General features: G+C 68.0%; 17 protein-coding genes and 1 riboswitch. Of the genes, 10 read left to right on the forward strand and 7 right to left on the reverse strand.

All coding sequences use genetic code 11. The annotated features are described in order from the left end of the window. Nucleotides 1-10 precede the first annotated feature (10 nt). Both Q0627_RS10085 and Q0627_RS10090 read left to right on the forward strand, forming a co-directional pair. Nucleotides 11-2,053, forward strand: a complete 2,043-nt coding sequence (locus Q0627_RS10085) for an MFS transporter (protein ID WP_298809451.1) — start codon at nt 11-13, stop codon at nt 2,051-2,053. Next, nucleotides 2,050-2,601, forward strand: coding sequence for a DUF2771 family protein (locus Q0627_RS10090; protein ID WP_291014979.1), 552 nt, complete (start codon nt 2,050-2,052; stop codon nt 2,599-2,601). The genes Q0627_RS10085 and Q0627_RS10090 overlap by 4 nt, the downstream gene beginning before the upstream one ends. On the opposite strand, the gene Q0627_RS10095 is transcribed toward Q0627_RS10090, so the two are convergent. After that, on the reverse strand, nt 2,598-3,023 hold the full coding sequence (locus Q0627_RS10095) for a cold-shock protein (RefSeq protein ID WP_291015026.1): 426 nt from the start codon (nt 3,021-3,023) through the stop codon (nt 2,598-2,600). The two genes, Q0627_RS10090 and Q0627_RS10095, sit on opposite strands and share 4 nt — an antisense overlap. A 210-nt stretch (nt 3,024-3,233) precedes the next feature. On the opposite strand from Q0627_RS10095, the gene Q0627_RS10100 reads away from it, so the two are divergent. The 5 genes from Q0627_RS10100 to Q0627_RS10120 all read left to right on the forward strand — a co-directional run bounded on the left by Q0627_RS10100 (nt 3,234) and on the right by Q0627_RS10120 (nt 6,544). After that, nucleotides 3,234-3,479, forward strand: coding sequence for a hypothetical protein (locus Q0627_RS10100; RefSeq protein ID WP_291014977.1), 246 nt, complete (start codon nt 3,234-3,236; stop codon nt 3,477-3,479). Between the two features lie 10 nt (nt 3,480-3,489). Next, nucleotides 3,490-4,089, forward strand: a complete 600-nt coding sequence (locus Q0627_RS10105) for a flavin reductase family protein (protein WP_291014975.1) — start codon at nt 3,490-3,492, stop codon at nt 4,087-4,089. A 10-nt stretch (nt 4,090-4,099) separates the two neighbouring features. Continuing rightward, a complete protein-coding gene (gene moaA, locus Q0627_RS10110) occupies nt 4,100-5,212 on the forward strand; it encodes a GTP 3',8-cyclase MoaA (protein WP_291014972.1) in 1,113 nt (370 codons plus the stop codon). Between the two features lie 4 nt (nt 5,213-5,216). Next, the gene (locus Q0627_RS10115) at nt 5,217-5,465 is read left to right on the forward strand and encodes a MoaD/ThiS family protein (protein ID WP_291014969.1); all 249 of its coding nucleotides are present in this window, start codon (nt 5,217-5,219) and stop codon (nt 5,463-5,465) included. A gap of 257 nt (nt 5,466-5,722) precedes the next feature. Beyond that, nucleotides 5,723-5,893: riboswitch (cyclic di-AMP (ydaO/yuaA leader) on the forward strand. A gap of 9 nt (nt 5,894-5,902) precedes the next feature. Then, nucleotides 5,903-6,544 carry a transglycosylase family protein gene (locus tag Q0627_RS10120; RefSeq protein ID WP_291014966.1) on the forward strand — a complete coding sequence of 214 codons (642 nt, stop codon included), beginning with the start codon at nt 5,903-5,905 and terminating at the stop codon, nt 6,542-6,544. 187 nt (nt 6,545-6,731) lie between these two features. Here Q0627_RS10120 and Q0627_RS10125 read toward each other — a convergent pair whose 3' ends face one another. The 4 genes from Q0627_RS10125 to Q0627_RS10140 all read right to left on the reverse strand — a co-directional run bounded on the left by Q0627_RS10125 (nt 6,732) and on the right by Q0627_RS10140 (nt 8,443). Next, nucleotides 6,732-7,148, reverse strand: coding sequence for a molybdenum cofactor biosynthesis protein MoaE (locus Q0627_RS10125; RefSeq protein WP_291015023.1), 417 nt, complete (start codon nt 7,146-7,148; stop codon nt 6,732-6,734). A 78-nt stretch (nt 7,149-7,226) separates the two neighbouring features. After that, a complete protein-coding gene (locus Q0627_RS10130) occupies nt 7,227-7,721 on the reverse strand; it encodes a MogA/MoaB family molybdenum cofactor biosynthesis protein (RefSeq protein WP_291014963.1) in 495 nt (164 codons plus the stop codon). A gap of 10 nt (nt 7,722-7,731) precedes the next feature. Next, the gene (gene moaC / locus Q0627_RS10135; protein ID WP_291015021.1) at nt 7,732-8,169 is read right to left on the reverse strand and encodes a cyclic pyranopterin monophosphate synthase MoaC; all 438 of its coding nucleotides are present in this window, start codon (nt 8,167-8,169) and stop codon (nt 7,732-7,734) included. 67 nt (nt 8,170-8,236) lie between these two features. Then, complete coding sequence (locus Q0627_RS10140; protein ID WP_291014959.1) at nt 8,237-8,443, reverse strand: hypothetical protein; 207 nt, start codon at nt 8,441-8,443, stop codon at nt 8,237-8,239. 43 nt (nt 8,444-8,486) lie between these two features. On the opposite strand from Q0627_RS10140, the gene Q0627_RS10145 reads away from it, so the two are divergent. Together Q0627_RS10145 and Q0627_RS10150 are read left to right on the forward strand one after the other, a co-directional pair. After that, complete coding sequence (locus Q0627_RS10145) at nt 8,487-10,808, forward strand: helicase-associated domain-containing protein (protein WP_291014956.1); 2,322 nt, start codon at nt 8,487-8,489, stop codon at nt 10,806-10,808. Between the two features lie 92 nt (nt 10,809-10,900). Further along, nucleotides 10,901-12,097 (forward strand): RtcB family protein, encoded by a 1,197-nt coding sequence (locus Q0627_RS10150; RefSeq protein WP_291014955.1) that lies wholly within the window; start codon nt 10,901-10,903, stop codon nt 12,095-12,097. Between the two features lie 56 nt (nt 12,098-12,153). Here the strand turns inward: Q0627_RS10150 and Q0627_RS10155 are convergent, their stop codons facing one another. Continuing rightward, entirely contained in the window at nt 12,154-12,861 is a 708-nt protein-coding gene (locus tag Q0627_RS10155) for an O-methyltransferase (RefSeq protein WP_291014953.1), read from the reverse strand. Between the two features lie 126 nt (nt 12,862-12,987). Here Q0627_RS10155 and Q0627_RS10160 point away from each other — a divergent pair, with 126 nt between their 5' ends. Further along, entirely contained in the window at nt 12,988-13,632 is a 645-nt protein-coding gene (locus tag Q0627_RS10160; protein WP_291014951.1) for a GntR family transcriptional regulator, read from the forward strand. A gap of 28 nt (nt 13,633-13,660) precedes the next feature. On the opposite strand, the gene Q0627_RS10165 is transcribed toward Q0627_RS10160, so the two are convergent. Beyond that, nucleotides 13,661-15,751 (reverse strand): MMPL family transporter, encoded by a 2,091-nt coding sequence (locus Q0627_RS10165; RefSeq protein ID WP_291014950.1) that lies wholly within the window; start codon nt 15,749-15,751, stop codon nt 13,661-13,663. Between the last annotated feature and the right edge of the window lie 127 nt (nt 15,752-15,878).

The raw sequence follows: 15,878 nt of genomic DNA on the forward strand, positions 1-15,878 counted from the left end.
AATCGACGATGTGAATCGACGTGAACGGCCGCCGCATCCCCGGCCAGACGAGCCCGGCCCGACCCGGCCCGGATCGGCGTCGAACTCGGGCAGTTACCCGCTACCGGGCAGTCCCCGGCGACCGGGCGGCCAGACGCCGCCCAACCGCAGCACCCCGGTGACCCGGCCTCTCGATGAGCATCCGGGCGCCGTCAACTACCCGCCGGACGGCTACCCCGGCGACCGGTCCGCCGACCACACCCGGCGCGATACCCGCCGGACGGGTGCGGGCCGGGCCGACCAGGCCTACCTGCCGCGGCCCACTCACAACCCACATCTGTCACCCCTGAACGACCGGTACGACAAGCCCCACGTCCGCCCTCACCCGGGCGAGGACCCGGCTGCCGGGATCGATCCCGGTCAGTCGCCCCGCAACGGACCGTCGACCACCCCGGCCGCCCCCTCGAAACTGACGGTGACCCGGGTCGCGGCGATGCGCGGCAGATACTTCTCCCGGCTGTTCGCCGACAAGGTGTATCAGGCGGCCACCGCCGACGGCGCCGACCGCTCGGGCATGACCGCGCTGACCATCCCGGTGATCACCAACTTCGCCGTCGACGCCGCCATGGCCGTCGCCCTGGCCAACACCCTGTTCTTCGCCGCGGCCACCGGCGAATCCAAGGTCAGTGTCGCGCTGTACCTCGCGCTGACCATCGCCCCGTTCGCGGTCATCGCCCCGCTCATCGGTCCTGTCCTGGACCGCCTGCAACGGGGCCGCCGCATCGCGATGGCCACCACATTCGGGCTCCGGGCCCTGCTGGCGGTGCTGATCATCGCCAACAGCGACTGGAACTCGCAGGCCGGGCAACTGCACTACGACCCGTGGGTGCTGTACCCGTGCGCGCTGGGGATGATGGTGCTGTCCAAGTCGTTCGGCGTGCTCAAATCGGCGGTGACCCCCCGAGTGGTGCCACCGGCGATCGACCTGCCGCGCGTCAACTCGCGACTGACCACCTTCGGCCTGATCTTCGGCACCATCGTGGGCGGGGCAGTGGCCGCAGTGTTCGAACTGCTGCTGTCCAAGGCGCTACCGCCGCACGTGCCGGGTGCATTGGTGTGGCTGTGCGCGCTCGGCATCGCAGGCGCCGTGTACTGCATGCGGATTCCGGCTTGGGTGGAGGTGACCGAGGGCGAGGTCCCCACGACGTTCACCTACCACGGTGAACCGGCCACGTCGGCGCCCCCACGCGACGACGCCGGATTCGCCCAGGGTGCCGAAGGCGTCGCGGCCCGCGGCAGGCAGGTGGCCGGTGCCATCGCGCAGACCATCCGCCAGCCACTGGGCCGAGCGGTGGTGGCCGGGCTCTGGGGCAACGCCACGATCCGCGTCCTCACCGGTTTCCTCACCCTCTACATCGCGTTCTACGCCAAGGCGCAGGGCCAGCAGTCCGGGCTGATGCAACTGGCGGCCGTCGGTGCGGTCGGTGCGGCGGCAGCCGTCGGAAACGCACTCGGCAACGGGCTGGGTACTCGCGTCGAGCTGAAGAACCCGCCCCGGATCATCGTCATCGCCACCACCTCGTGCTGTGCCATCGCTCTGCTCGCGGCGATCTTCGGCAACCTGTTCGGCGCGGTGGCGGCGGGTCTGGTCGGCTCCGGAATGAGCGCCATCGGCAAGGTATGCCTGGACTCGACGATCCAGGACGGCCTGCCCGAACAGTCCCGGGCCTCGGCGTTCGGGCGATCGGAGACGGTGTTGCAGTTCGGCTGGGTGCTCGGGGCCGCGCTCGGCGTGCTGCTGCCCACCACGTTGTCGATCGGCTTCGGTGTGGTCGCCGGGGTGACGGCGATCGGGACGGTGCAGACGATCCTCACCACCCGCGGGTCGACGCTGGTCCCTGGCTTCGGCGGCAACCGTCCCGACTATGCTTCGCCCTCCGGGGTCATTGCCCGGCCCGCCCCGGGAACCCGGCCGGCTCCCCCACAGCCAGGTCACCCACACCCCGGTCCCCCACACCAGGGCACCACCCCGTACCCCCCGCATACTGACAGAAGAGGAAGACCCCGGACGTGATTCTCGGACAGCTCCGCAGCAGGGCATTGGCGATCATCGTCGTGGTGGCCGTGGCCTTCGCGGCGATCGTCGGCGGCACCGTGGCATTTCTCACCGACGGGTTCACCGGCCACGACGACGAGCCGCCGAAGGTGTCGCTGGCCGTGGGCGGCACATTGACGCGCATCGAACCGGCCCGCTGGTGCTCGCTCGACCTGACCGAGTGCACGCCCGCACGGATGCAGGACATGGTGGTGCCCCGCGTGCCGGTGGAGGTCGGCGAATCGGTGGTGCTGTCGGTGCCGTCGTCGATCGCCGAACGTCCGTGGAACATGGTCGCCGAATACCTGACCCCGCACGGTCCCACCCGCGACGGCGGCATCCGGATGTCGGGCAGCACGTACACGATGGTGTTGCACTCGCGGCCGGACTACATCCTCACCACGATCGAGATCCAGCTGCCCTCGATCCGGGTCGACGCCGACGGGGTGCCGGTGGCGCGGGCCATCATCGCCGCCGACACCCGGCCCACCGCGGACGAGCAAGAGTCCGACCCGAAAAAACCCTAGGCCTCCAGTTCGCGGGCCACGGCGCGCACGACCTCCGAGATACGTTGCGCCGTCTTGCGATCGGGATAGCGGCCCTTGCGCAGATCGGGCTGGACCTTGCCCTCGAGCAGCGTGATCAGGTCGGCCACCATGCCGTGCAGTTCGTCAGGGGTGTGCCGCTTGGTCTCCTTGCGGGCCTGGCTGCGGGCGGCCTCGCGGGTATTGCGCGCCACGCTGGGAGCGGGATCGAGGATGGTCACGGCCAGCGCCTGTGGACCGCGACGGCCCGCGGCCATCCCGAACTCCACCTTCTGTCCGGTCTTGAGCGCCTCGACACCCTCCGGGAGCGCTTCGGCGCGGACGTACACGTCCTCGCCGCTCTCCTGCGACAGAAAACCGAAGCCCTTGTCGGCGTTGTACCACTTGACCTTGCCGGTAGGCACTGTGCTCACCCTCACCTGTGTCCGAAACGTACCTGCGCCCGAACCACTCGGACACACTGAAAAGCGCCCGCTCGATCACAGATTCGGCTCCATGACATCGAGCAAGGGGCATCGTCGCCCATCAGTCTAGCGGGCACCCATATCCCCCGTCACGCCAATACCGGGCGCCGCACGCTCCCGCACCTGTTCACGGTGTTCTACGGTGGAGCCATGCACAGCGACAGCACCGAGGCGCGTTCCTCGTCACAGCGCCCGCCCCGCGCTCCCGCGGGGCTGATCGCCGCAGGCGGCGTCTTCGCGGTCGGGGTCGTCGCGATCGTCGCGCTGTTCCTGTCGCCGGTCATCGACGGTGGAGCCACCGCGCCGACGTTCGTCTACCTACTGACGATGTGCGCACCCCTCGGCTTTGTGATCGGGCTGATTTTTGCATTCCGTTCGGCACGTGGGGTTCGGTGAGGATCGAGCTATGACACAGAACCACGGGACACAGAACCACGGGACACAGAACCACGGGACGACAATCAACGGGACACCGGACCCATACCTGACCACCTTGGCGCCCGTCTCGGATTCGGCCGTGCTGCGACGGGCGTTCAGTTGCTTCCCGTCCGGCGTCGTCGCCATCTGCAGCCGCGTCGACGACGAACTGGTCGGGATGGCCGCGAGCGCGTTCACCACCGTCTCCCTCGATCCGCCGCTGGTGTCGCTGTGCGTACAGAACACGTCGACGACGTGGCCGCGGTTACGTGGTGTGCCGCAGGTGGGCGTGAGCGTGTTCGCAAGCGATCAATCGGCGCTGTGCCGTCAGCTCGCCGGCCCGGCGCACCTGCGCTTCGCCGGTATCGAACCGCTGCACACTGAGCGGGGAGCTGTGTTCGTGCCGGGCGCCGCGGCCAGTCTGTCGTGCACGCTGTACAACGAGATCCCGGCCGGCGATCACACGCTGGTGCTGCTGCGGATCAACGAACTCGACGCCGACCCGGACGTCGAGCCCCTGGTGTTCCACGCCAGTGGGTTCCGCACCCTCGTGTCCCGGACCGCCGGCGACGTGACGGCAGGGTCGTAGCCGCAAGCCGATGACCGTCACCGCACTCGGCCTGCCACAGCGGCGCCACAGCCAGGGTCGTCGCGCAGCCGCGAACGCCGAACCTGTGTACGCCGAGGATCCGGGGCTGATCGACCGGTTTGGCCGGGTGGTGCGTGACCTGCGGGTCTCCGTGACCGACAGGTGCAATCTGCGCTGCACCTACTGCATGCCCGCAGACGGCCTGGACTGGCTCGACAACGACGCCGTGCTGACCACGGGCGAGTTCGTCCGGATCATCGCCGTCGCCGTGCGCGATCTCGGGGTGCGCAGTGTCCGGTTCACCGGCGGCGAACCGCTGCTGCGCCGCGACCTCGAAGCGATCGTCGCCGGTGTCGCCGCGCTGTACCCGCGCCCGGAGATCGCGCTGACCACCAACGGTGTGGGCCTGCGCCACCGGATCGACGGGCTCGTGGCGGCCGGCCTCGATCGCATCAACGTCTCACTCGACACCGTCGACCCCGAACGGTTCGCACGCATCACCCGCCGGGCACGGCTGACCGACGTCGTCGACGGACTGGCCGCCGCGCGCCGCGCCGGCCTCGGCACCATCAAGGTCAACGCCGTCGTCCCCGATCGTCAGGACCTGGCCCGGCTTCCGGAGCTGGCGCGGTTCTGCCTCGACCACGGCTATCAGCTGCGGGTGATCGAGCAGATGCCGCTGGACGCCGATCATCGCTGGAACAGAACGCAGATGGTGACCGCCGACGACATCCTGGACGCCCTGCGTAGCGAGTTCACCCTCGTCGACGACGACCGGCCCCGCGGCAGCGCCCCCGCCGACACGTGGATGGTCCCGGGCCACCACACGCCCGGCGGCGAACCGGCCCGGATCGGCGTGATCGCCTCGATCACCCGGCCGTTCTGCGGCGACTGCGACCGGACCCGGCTCACCGCCGACGGGATGATCCGCAACTGCCTGTTCGCCGACTCCGAGACCGACCTGCGTCCGATACTGCGCTCCGGTGCTCGCACGTCCGAGGAGACCGACGCCGCGATCACCGCGGCTTGGCGCGCCAATACCTGGGCGAAGGCCGCCGGCCACGGCGTCAACGACCCCGGTTTCCACCAGCCCGACCGGCCGATGTCGGCGATAGGCGGTTGAGGCGATGCGGCTGACCGTCCGGTACTTCGCCGCCGCCCGCGCGGCGGCCGGTGCCGAGTCGACCGTCGTCGACATCGACCCTGCCGACACGCTCGGCGAGCTGGAGGATCTGCTGTCCGACGGCAACGACGGACTGCGTCGCGTACTGGCGCGCTGCTCGTATCTGCGGGACGAGATCGCGTTCTGCGACCGGTCCGCCGCGCTGGGCGCATGCCGCTCGCTCGACGTCCTGCCACCGTTCGCGGGCGGCTGACACCCACGAATCCTGGTGTGATGTTCATCACATAACAGCTCGATAACGGGACGGCCACAAGTCGACTAAGGACCTGTGAGCAGGGCGAACGTATTCTCCGGACCCGGCGGCACGGAATCCGACCCGAAATACCGTCGCCGACATGGGTGAATACCGACGACAAACGTCGTAGTCTACGAATCGTTCGGTCCTCCGAACGACCGACCGTAAGAAACAAATACATAACGACCGGGTGGTCGCGCTGAGCCTCGTTCCACCCCCGGTCGTGACCCACATTCAGGAACGAGGACGGGGGACCCACCCTCATCGCGAGACCGGGCATCGATAATCCGATGCCCTTGGGGTTAAGCCGGATGCACGACATCCGGCCGGGCAACCTCTCGCTCGAACCCGACAGCTGACTTCGTAGGCGCGTGGAGAGAGGAAACCACAGAACAATGTCCGGACGTCATCGTAAACAGACAACCAGCACTGCCGGCAAGACCATCGCCAAGGTGGCCCTCACCGGCGCCGTCCTCGGCGGCGGAGCAGCACTCCTGGGCACCGGGTCGGCGCACGCCGCCACCGACGCCGAATGGGATCAGGTGGCTCAGTGCGAGTCCACCGGCAACTGGGCCATCGATACCGGTAACGGCTACCACGGTGGCCTGCAGTTCAGCCCGAGCACGTGGTCGGGTTACGGCGGCGGCGAGTTCGCCCCGCAGGCCAACATGGCCACCCGTGAACAGCAGATCGTCGTCGCCGAGCGTGTCCTCGCAGGTCAGGGCCGCGGCGCGTGGCCGGTCTGCGGAACCGTCCTGTCCGGACCCACCCCGCGCAGCGCCCCCCAGGCCGCCACGCCCGCACCGCAGGCCCCCCGGGTGACCCTTCCCGACGCTCCCCAGGCGATCCAGAAGGTCGCCGATCACCTCGCCAAGAACACGGGCGACGTGCAGAACCGGATCGACGAGGCCCTCGAGTCCCTCAACGTGCATCCCCAGATCACCAAGATGTGGGCCGCCGCCAAGAAGAGCGGCTTCGAGCTCAGCCCCGATCAGATCGCACTGTTCAACCAGTACGAGAACCAGCTGCCCAAGTAGCATCCCGGCCAAAGCCTCCGCGCGTCGACCACGGTCCGTGCGGAGGTTTTCGCCGTCTTTGAAGCCTTTCCGGTCCGATCGCGACCCACCATCTTGATCCCTGAGGCCGAAGCGACGCAGGGGCGAGGGACGCGTTGGGTCCGGCGACCTTTCGGCACATGACGTCGTCGCGCTCCGGCCCAGCCGCTCAGGCCGACCCCACCCATTCGTCGGTCCCATCGGCGAACATCTGATGCTTCCATACCGGCAGTCGTGCCTTCACCTCGTCGACGAGTTCTGCGCACAACCCGAACGCCTGCCCACGATGATCGGCGGCCACTGCCACCACGAACGCCACGTCGCCCACCCGCAGGTCACCGACCCGGTGTGACACCGCGACCGCCCGGATACCGGCACCGGCCGCCGCCACTACCTCGGCGACAACCTCATCGAGCACCGCCGGTGCGGTCGGGTGCGCCGAATACGACAACGCGACCACATCATCGTGGTCGCCGTCGTGATTGCGGACGATGCCGCCGAAGCCGACGATCGCACCGGCCGTACCTCCGGACAGTCCGACTACCCGGTCCTCATGCTCATGCTGCGAGATCGGCGTGTCGCACACCTGCGTGCAGATCTCGGGCCGTGAGTCGCCTCCGGCGGTCAAGTGCTGCCTCCGGCGGTCAAGTGCTGCCTCCGGCGGTCAATGGTCCCCTCCGGCGATCTGGTCGAGCGCGTGATCGAGCACCGTATCCAGTACCGCCAGCCCGTCCCGCACTCCGCCCGTCGATCCTGGGAGATTCACCACGAGGGTGCGGTCGGCGATCCCGGCGACCCCGCGCGAAAGCATCGCCGTCGGCACTGCCGGCGCGCCCGCGGCCCGGATGGCGTCTGCCAAGCCGGGGATCTCGACGTCGAGCAGCGGTCTGGTGTGTTCGGGGGTGCGGTCGGTGGGTGAGAGTCCGGTGCCACCGGTGGTGATGACCAGGTCGGCCTGTTCGAAGATCGCGGTCCGGATCGCCCCGCCGACGGGTTCGCCGTCGGCGACGACGGTGCGTTCGGTGACGTCGAAGCCACGTTCGGTCAGCCACTGTTCGATCAGCGGACCGGTCTGATCGAGGTAGAGACCCCGGCTCGCTCGGGTGGAGGCCACCACCACGTGCGCGACTCGCAGGGGCCGGCCGGCATGTGCACTCATGAGATGGTCCTTACGGGGTGCCGTCGCGAAACCAGTCCCCCGACTTGCCCCCCGTTTTCGACAGCAATCGGATGTCGTCCATCCGGGCGGCCCGGTCGACGGCCTTGACCATGTCGTGCAGGGTGAGACCGGCCACGGCCACCGCGGTGAGCGCCTCCATCTCGACGCCGGTCTGCCCGGACGTCGAGACCGTCGCGGTGACCCCGATGCACTCGGTGTCGATGGTGAACTCGACATCGACAGAGGACAGTGACAGCTGATGGCACAGCGGGATCAGCGAGTCGGTGCGCTTGGCGGCCATGATCCCGGCGATCCGGGCCGTGGCCAGCACATCGCCCTTCGGCAGCTCACCGTCGACGAGCAGCGCGATGACCTCCGGGGTGGTGCGAAAAGTACCACCGGCCACCGCTCGTCGGCGCGTGCTCGCCTTGTCCCCGACATCGACCATGCGGGCCGTGCCCGACCCGTCGATATGTGACAGGCGGGGCGCGGGCCCGGGGTCGGTCACCGCCGGATCAGCGGTTGACGACGGTGTGCGACTGCACGAACGACAGACTCTCCGCGGGCAGCGGGAACGTCACATCGCCGAACGGCGACAACGCACCCGGCACGCTCGCGGCGAACTCGGAGACCGCATGCTGATGGCCGCCCTCGTCGTCGACCGGCCAGCCGTTGTCGATGTACTGCTTCTTGCCATGCTTGTTTTGAGCCACGACGGTCATTCTGCCACGAGCCCCCCGGGGTCGTATCAGTAGAATCGTGCAAATGAGTGCCGACGATCTGCACATCGGATTGGCCGAGGACCTCGCGGCCCGATCCGATGACGATCTGGTCGCGCTGTTCGTCGCCCGGCCCGATCTGGCGGCGCCCCCGCCTCAGGGTTCAGGGGTGCTGGGTCAGCGTGCGCTGTCGGCCGCGTCCATCACCCTCGCCGGTGAAGATCTCGACGTTGCGGCCGTCGCCGTTCTCGAACAGCTCATCGCGCTGTCCACACCGGATTCCGGTGCGCGCACGGTAATTCCGGTGGCCTCGACCGCGGTGATCAAGGCGCTGGGCAAACGCGCCGATCGCGCCGATGTGCTCGAACGGATCGACCTGCTACGCCGCCGCGCGCTCGTCTGGGGCGGGCCGAAACAGCTCATGATCGGCGCGCATACGCCGTCGGCGCTGCCGTGGAAGGCATTGCAGCTCACCGGTCCCCTCGCCGGACGTTCCCCCGACGACATCCACGCCCTTCTCGACGGCCTCGACGAAGGGCAGTCCGAACTGCTCGGCACCCTGTCCCGCGGCCCGGCGCTGGGCCGGACCCGCGACGCCGCCGCCGACGCCGATCCGGCCCGCCCGATCCCCCGGCTGATCGCGCTCGGCCTCCTGGCGCGGGTCGACGAGCAGACGGTCGAACTGCCGCCGATGGTCGGTCAACTGCTGCGCGGCGAGGCGCCGATCCGGGCCGACGATCTGCGCCGGCCGACACCGCAGGCCTCCAAGTCCCGCTTCTCCCCCGCCGACGTGGAGGCGGCCGCCGGTGGCGAGGCCATCGAATTGATCCGGCACACCACCACCGTCCTGCGGATTCTCGGCACCGCCCCGGCTGCGCTCCTGCGATCCGGCGCACTCGGAGTGCGAGAGTTGCGACGCATCGCCAAGGCCGCCGACCTCGATCCGCAGCGGGTCGGGCTGATCGTCGAACTCCTCTCCCATGCCCGCCTGATAGACGCCGGCCTGCCCGACCCACCGCCGCCCGGCGACACCGGCGACCAGTACTTCGCCCCCACCGGCGCCGCCGACGCGTGGCTGCATCAGCCACCGGACCGGCAGTGGTCGGTGCTGGCTGCGGCGTGGCTCGATATTCCGCGCCGGCCCTGGCAGATCGGCACGCCCGACCGCGACGGCAACGCGCTGGCCGCACTGTCTGCCGACCTGTTCGACGCGTACGCACCCGCGCAGCGCCGCACCATCCTGGAGACCCTCGCACTCGCCGGACCGGCGCAGGCATGGGAAGTGGCCGGGTTGTGCGAGGTGCTGGTGTGGTCGTATCCGCGGCAGATGCGCCGGCTCACCTCGCGGGTGGTCACCGAGACCCTGCGCGAGGCGCGGGATGTGGGCCTGGTGGCGCACGGCTGCGTCACCACCGTGGGCCGCACCGCACTGGCAGGTGAGCCCGGTGACGACACGGCTCTGGTCGCGGCGATGCACAAGGCACTGCCCGAGCCGGTCGACCACTTCCTCACCCAGGCCGATCTGACGCTGATGGTGCCCGGGCCGTTGACCCCGGAGCTGGCCGAGCAGGTCGAACTGATCGCCGACCTCGAGTCCGGTGGCGCGGCGTCGGTGTACCGGATCACCGAGGCGAGCGTCCGCCGGGCGCTGGACACCGGACGTAGCAGCAGCGAACTGATCACCATGCTCACCGCGCATTCGCGCACCCCCGTCCCGCAGTCGCTCACCTATCTGATCGAAGACGTCGCCCGCCGCCACGGCCAGCTCCGGGTGGGAGTGGCGTCGTCATTCGTGCGGTGCGAGGACCCGGCGACGCTGGCGGCGGTGCTGCGCAGCGATGTCGCCGGGCGTCTGGCGCTGCGGGCGCTGGCCCCGACGGTCGCGGTCGCGCACGCCGAGGTGCGGGAGGTGATCGAGGCCCTGCGCGGCGCGGGTTTCGCTCCCGCCGGCGAGGATTCGTCGGGTGCGCTGGTCGACCTGCGGGAGATCGGCAGCCGCGTCGGCACGTCCCGCCGACCACGGCAGCCCTCCCCACGCCGCTCCGCCCCCACCGAAGAGCAGTTGCTCTCTGTGATCAGCCGACTGCGGGCCGGCGACCGGGCGGGCCGCGCATCGTCGTCCGCGACCGGCCGTCCGGTACGTGCCACCGACGCCGGCGAGTCGGCGACCGCCCTCATCCAGCTCGCATTACGCGCAAGCCGCAAGCTCCTCATCGGCTACGTCGACGGCCACGGTTCGGCCAGCAAACATGTGGTGTCCCCACTGTCGCTGGGTGCCGGCCAATTACTCGCCGAAGAATCAGGAACCGACGATTCGCGGCAATTCTGGTTGCACCGCATGACCAGCGTCGAACTCCTCGACAATTGATCACCTGAAAACCTTTGGACGGCACCGGGGTACGTGTCGTACGGTGATGCGCGCCCCGCACGAGGCGGGGCACGCAGACCTCAGGAACAGTCATGAGTACCAGCTTTCCCGTGCCCCTCTCGGGAGCCAAGGCATCCACACTGCTGTGGGCGGACGAGGAGTCGATCGAGCACGACGCCCGCAACCAGTTGCGCCGGGTGTCGAGTCTGCCTTGGGTGCACGGGGTTCGGGTGATGCCCGACGTCCACGTCGGCAAGGGCGCGACGGTCGGTTCGGTGATCGCGATGCGCGATGCGGTGTGTCCGGCGGCCGTCGGTGTCGACATCGGTTGCGGAATGTCCGCGGTACGAACCGATCTCACCGCCGAGGACCTGCCCGACGACCTGTCGGGTATCCGTTCGGCGATCGAGGCGGTGGTCCCGGTCGGTTTCCGGTCGCACGAGCGGCCTGTGAACGTGCGCAAGCTGCAGGTGGGCCGGGGTTGGGACGCGTTCTGGGGCCGGTTCACCGACCTGCATCATGGTGTGCGGCAACTCGATACCCGTGCCGGAAAGCAACTGGGCACGCTCGGCAGCGGCAACCACTTCATCGAGGTCTGCCTCGACGACGAGGGCGCGGTGTGGATCATGCTGCATTCCGGATCCCGCAACATCGGTAAGGAACTGGCCGAGCGGCACATGTCGATCGCCGCCAAGCTCCCGCACAACGGCGCTCTGCCCGATCGGGATCTTGCGGTGTTCCTCACCGGCACAACGGAGATGGACGCCTACCGGCACGACCTGGACTGGGCACAGGAGTACGCCGCCCGCAACCGGCAGGTGATGCTGACGCTCGTCTGCAACGCCGTCCGCGACAGCTTCCCCACCCGCACAGTACGTTTCGACGATCCGATCAGTTGCCACCACAACTACGTGGCCACCGAGACGATCGACGGCATGGAACTGCTGGTGACCCGTAAGGGTGCCATCCGGGCCGGCACGGGTGACCTTGGCCTGATCCCGGGTTCGATGGGCACCGGCTCCTACGTGGTCCGGGGCCTCGGCTCGGAGCAGTCGTTCTTCTCCGCATCACACGGTGCGGGCAGGCGGATGAGCCGGTCCAAGGCACGCAAGCTGTTCACCGCCGACGACCTCATCGCCCAGACCCAGGGCGTCGAGTCCCGCAAGGACGCCGGGGTCGTCGACGAGATCCCGGCCGCCTACAAGGACATCAACGAGGTCATCGCCGCCCAGACCGACCTCGTCGAGGTCGTCGCCCACCTGCGCCAGGTGGTCTGCGTCAAGGGCTGACGCCATCGCCCCCACATTCTTTTCTGATGTGGGAGCGATTCTCGGCGTTTCAGTCGTCAGCGTTTCATGGAGATCTCGACGCCGCCTTGGCCGGGGATGGTCACCGACTGGAACGGGCCGTCCGGGTCTCGGACGTAGGCGAGATAGTCGGCATAGTCGGTCGCACCACTGACCACGTTGTCGCACAACACAAGTGCACCACTACGTAGTTTCGGTTCGACGGCCCGCAACGCGGGCAGCGCCATCGGGATCCAGATGTCCACGAGCATGAAATCGATCGGGCCGTCGACCGTGGTCAGCGTCTCGCGCAGATCGCCGGAGAGGATGTCCACATACTCTGCGACCCCGGCTTCGGTCAGATTCCGTTCCGCCGCAGATACTTTCCCCGGCTCATGTTCGGTTCCGTACACGATCGCGGGATCGTCGGTTCCGGCCACGTTGTCGCGGACCGCGGCCGCGAGATAGATCGTCGACACCCCGTACGACGTCCCCGCCTCGACGACGCGCCGGGCACCGAGCGACCGGCACAACAAGTAGGCCAGCGCCGCTTTGGACGGATCGAGCGCCACCATCTTGTCGGCGAGAAACCGCTTACCCTCGGCGGTCTGGGTGGTGTCCCAACTCCCCTGCGTGATGCGGTGCTTGACCATACCCGCCAGCATCGGCGCCGCACTGCGGACCATTTCCTTCTTGCTGGCCCCATGCAGGCGGTCGGCGACGGCGCGTGCTCTCGGATCCAGCGGTGATTCGGCAAGTTTCCCCATCCCCGGCACGCTACGCCGCTTAGGTAACCCTTACAAGAGGGCTGGACCCGGTGCCGATCCGGGGCCCGACGGTTCGGGCGTAGCATCGAGAGACCCGAAGCCCGACCGAATCAGTGGGAGGATCCCGTGGCCGGCGAGGATCGTCGACTCAAGACCGAAGCGATCGCGGCCGATCTGCGCGGACGGATCCTCAGCGGCAGTTACGCGCCGGGCGATCGGCTTCGGCTCGAACAGACCGCACGCGAGTTCGGTGTCAGCATCACACCGGTTCGGGAGGCCCTGCTGAAACTTCAGGCCGAGGATCTCGTCGAGTTGCAACCGTATCGCGGTTTCGTCGTCGCACCACTGTCGCCGGAGGACATCGACGACATGTTCTGGGTTCAGGCCAATATCTACGGACGGATCGTCGAGCGGTGCGCAAAGAATGTTCAGCCCGCCGATATCGCAGCGCTCACTGAGATAAATAACAGAGAACCTGCCGATATCACCGAATGGGAGATGGAGTTCCATCTCGTCCTGAACACGATCGCCGGAGCGAGAAAACTTGAGAACCTTCTCGGCCATGCGAATCGCTACACGCCGTTCGGGACGTATACGAGTGCACCGGGCTGGCACCACACCGCACGGGGTGACCACGAACAGTTGCTGGCCGCACTCGCCGTGAATGACCCCGAATCGGCCAGGATCGCTATAGCCCGGGAGTATGAGCACGCGCGCGAAGCACTAGCGCAGGTCAGCGCACATGATCACCTTGTTCAGAGTTCAGATTGACGGACACCGGAAATTGCTTGATCTGTAGCTACTTCCCTACTTGTTGACGGCGATACACGCACCCGGTCCGCGGCCACCAATTGGCCCGTCCCATGAGCGACATCGACGCGGGAATCAGTATGAGCCGCATCAGGGTCGCGTCGATAAGGACGGCGACCGCGAGCCCGAAACCCATGATGCGGATATTCCCGTCCGAATCCATCGCGAACCCGGCGAACACCAAGATCATGATCATCGCCGCCGGCGCGATCACCTGCGCCGATGCCGCCACTCCGTCGATGATCGAGCGCCGATTGTCTGCCGCGTCGTCGCGCAGGTAAGCCTCACGAACCCGCGACAGGATGAAGATTTCATAGTCCATCGACAACCCGAAGACGAGTGCGAACATCAGCAACGGCATGAACGACGGAATCGGCCAGCCGACGACGAACTGAAATACCGCGACGACAACCCCAAGCGACGCCGCGATCGACAACCCGTTCAGCAGGGCACTTTTCACCGCGACAACGGGCGCCCCGAAAGCGCACAACAGGACCAGGAACGACAATCCGATCGTCGTCAGCACAACAATCGGCAACCGCGACTCGATCTTCTTCGTGAAGTCGACGTACGCGGCGCTCGCGCCACCGACGTGCATCGGCCTGCCGGATACGTCCATCCGCCGCACCCGGTCGATGAGCACCACGGTCTCGGGTGATCTCGCCGACGGATGAGGTGCAACCGACAGCACGATGCCTCGCGCGTCGGCACCGATCACGTCGACGCGAGCGACGTCGGGATCGGCCGCGAGCTGCTTGACCACATGGCCGGGCTCGACCGCGGCCCCCTCGGTGGCGGCCACCACCAACAGCGGATCATTCGCGCCGGCAGTGAATTTCTCCGCGATGAGGTCGTAGGCGCGGCGCTGGGTGTGGCTGGTCGGATCGACGCTCGCGTCGAGCTGCCCGAGTTGCAGGTTCGCGATCGGTGCGGCGCAGATTCCGACGACGACCAGGGCAGCGCCGAGCCACCACCACGGGCGTGCCGTCACCCGGGTACACCAGGCCCGCCAGCGTGATCGGGTGCGGTGTGCCCTCTCACCGTGCGGTCCCGGCCCCACGTCGACGACGTGGGCGAGGCGGGGCACCGTCATCACCGCGGGCAGCAGGGTCAATGCGGCGAGGACGCCCGTCGCCACCGTGAGGGCGCAGGCGTACGCCATCGCCGAGATCGCCGGAATCCCGGCGAGGAGCAGTCCCGCCATCGCGACGACGACCGTGATGCCCGCAACCAGAATCGACCCACCTGCGGTCCGGCTGGTGGTCAGGACCGGGGAGCTGTCATTGTCGGCCTCGCTTCCCCGTCCTGCCTCATCTCTGAGCCGGGCCACCAACAGCAGCGCGTAGTCGACACTGACGCCGAGGCCGACCATCGCCGCCAGCGTCAGGGCAGTCGTCGGAATCGGCGTAGCCGCGCTGAGCACCGTCACCAGAGCCAGGCCCGTTCCGACACCGATGCCGGCGACAGAGATGCAGACCAGGGCCGCGGAGCCGCTCCCGAGCGTGAGTGTCAGCACGACCAGAGCGAATGCGACGCCGATCAGTTCGACCCATACCGATCCACGCGATGCGTTCTCCGTGATCAACTGACCACCGAACTCGACTGTCATGCCGAGGGCGGCTGCGGGCGACGTCGCCGCCCGCAGCGTGTCGACGTCGTCGTGCGACAGCTTCTCGACCGGCGATCGGTAGAGAACGTCGATAAGAGCCGTCGTCCCGTCCTGTGACACGCGGTTGCGTGCGAAGGGGTCCGATACCGCCGACACCTCCTCGATGTCACGGATGTTCGCGACCACGTCGCCGGCGGCAGCCCGCGATGGGCCGGAGCTGATCGGCGTGTCGGTGTGCAGGACCACGATCGCGTTGGTGCCCGACAGATGCGGGTCGATGTGCCGGGCCATCTCGACGGCCCGGTCCGAGTCGGACCCGGGAACCCCGAAGTCGTTCCCGAGTTGTCCGACCCCCAGGAGGGCGACGCCGATGCTGCCGGCCAGCAGGACCAGCCAGGCCGCGAAGACCGTCGGCCGATGCCGCGTGGACCACATGACTATTGCCGAAGCAGCACTCGCTACCAGCTTCACCTACGGAACTCCCCTCCTGAGCCGGACCTCAACCCGGCGGGTGGTGGCTCCCAGGGGAGCAGCGTCGCAGCCGGTGATAGATTTTATTTTATAAAATAATTGCGAGTATTGGTCAACTCTCGACCCC

Origin of the sequence: uncultured Gordonia sp. (assembly GCF_937858515.1) — a bacterium.
Taxonomy (GTDB): domain Bacteria; phylum Actinomycetota; class Actinomycetes; order Mycobacteriales; family Mycobacteriaceae; genus Gordonia.

What these genes read in the sequence shown, in the direction of transcription:
- Q0627_RS10100 (WP_291014977.1), top strand. Translation starts at nt 3,234, where the DNA reads ATGCACAGCGACAGCACCGAGGCGCGTTCCTCGTCACAGCGCCCGCCC.
- Q0627_RS10105 (WP_291014975.1), top strand. Translation starts at nt 3,490, where the DNA reads ATGACACAGAACCACGGGACACAGAACCACGGGACACAGAACCACGGG.
- moaA (WP_291014972.1), top strand. Translation starts at nt 4,100, where the DNA reads ATGACCGTCACCGCACTCGGCCTGCCACAGCGGCGCCACAGCCAGGGT.
- Q0627_RS10115 (WP_291014969.1), top strand. Translation starts at nt 5,217, where the DNA reads ATGCGGCTGACCGTCCGGTACTTCGCCGCCGCCCGCGCGGCGGCCGGT.
- Q0627_RS10120 (WP_291014966.1), top strand. Translation starts at nt 5,903, where the DNA reads ATGTCCGGACGTCATCGTAAACAGACAACCAGCACTGCCGGCAAGACC.
- Q0627_RS10130 (WP_291014963.1), bottom strand. Translation starts at nt 7,721, where the DNA reads ATGAGTGCACATGCCGGCCGGCCCCTGCGAGTCGCGCACGTGGTGGTG.
- moaC (WP_291015021.1), bottom strand. Translation starts at nt 8,169, where the DNA reads ATGGTCGATGTCGGGGACAAGGCGAGCACGCGCCGACGAGCGGTGGCC.
- Q0627_RS10140 (WP_291014959.1), bottom strand. Translation starts at nt 8,443, where the DNA reads ATGACCGTCGTGGCTCAAAACAAGCATGGCAAGAAGCAGTACATCGAC.
- Q0627_RS10145 (WP_291014956.1), top strand. Translation starts at nt 8,487, where the DNA reads ATGAGTGCCGACGATCTGCACATCGGATTGGCCGAGGACCTCGCGGCC.
- Q0627_RS10150 (WP_291014955.1), top strand. Translation starts at nt 10,901, where the DNA reads ATGAGTACCAGCTTTCCCGTGCCCCTCTCGGGAGCCAAGGCATCCACA.
- Q0627_RS10155 (WP_291014953.1), bottom strand. Translation starts at nt 12,861, where the DNA reads ATGGGGAAACTTGCCGAATCACCGCTGGATCCGAGAGCACGCGCCGTC.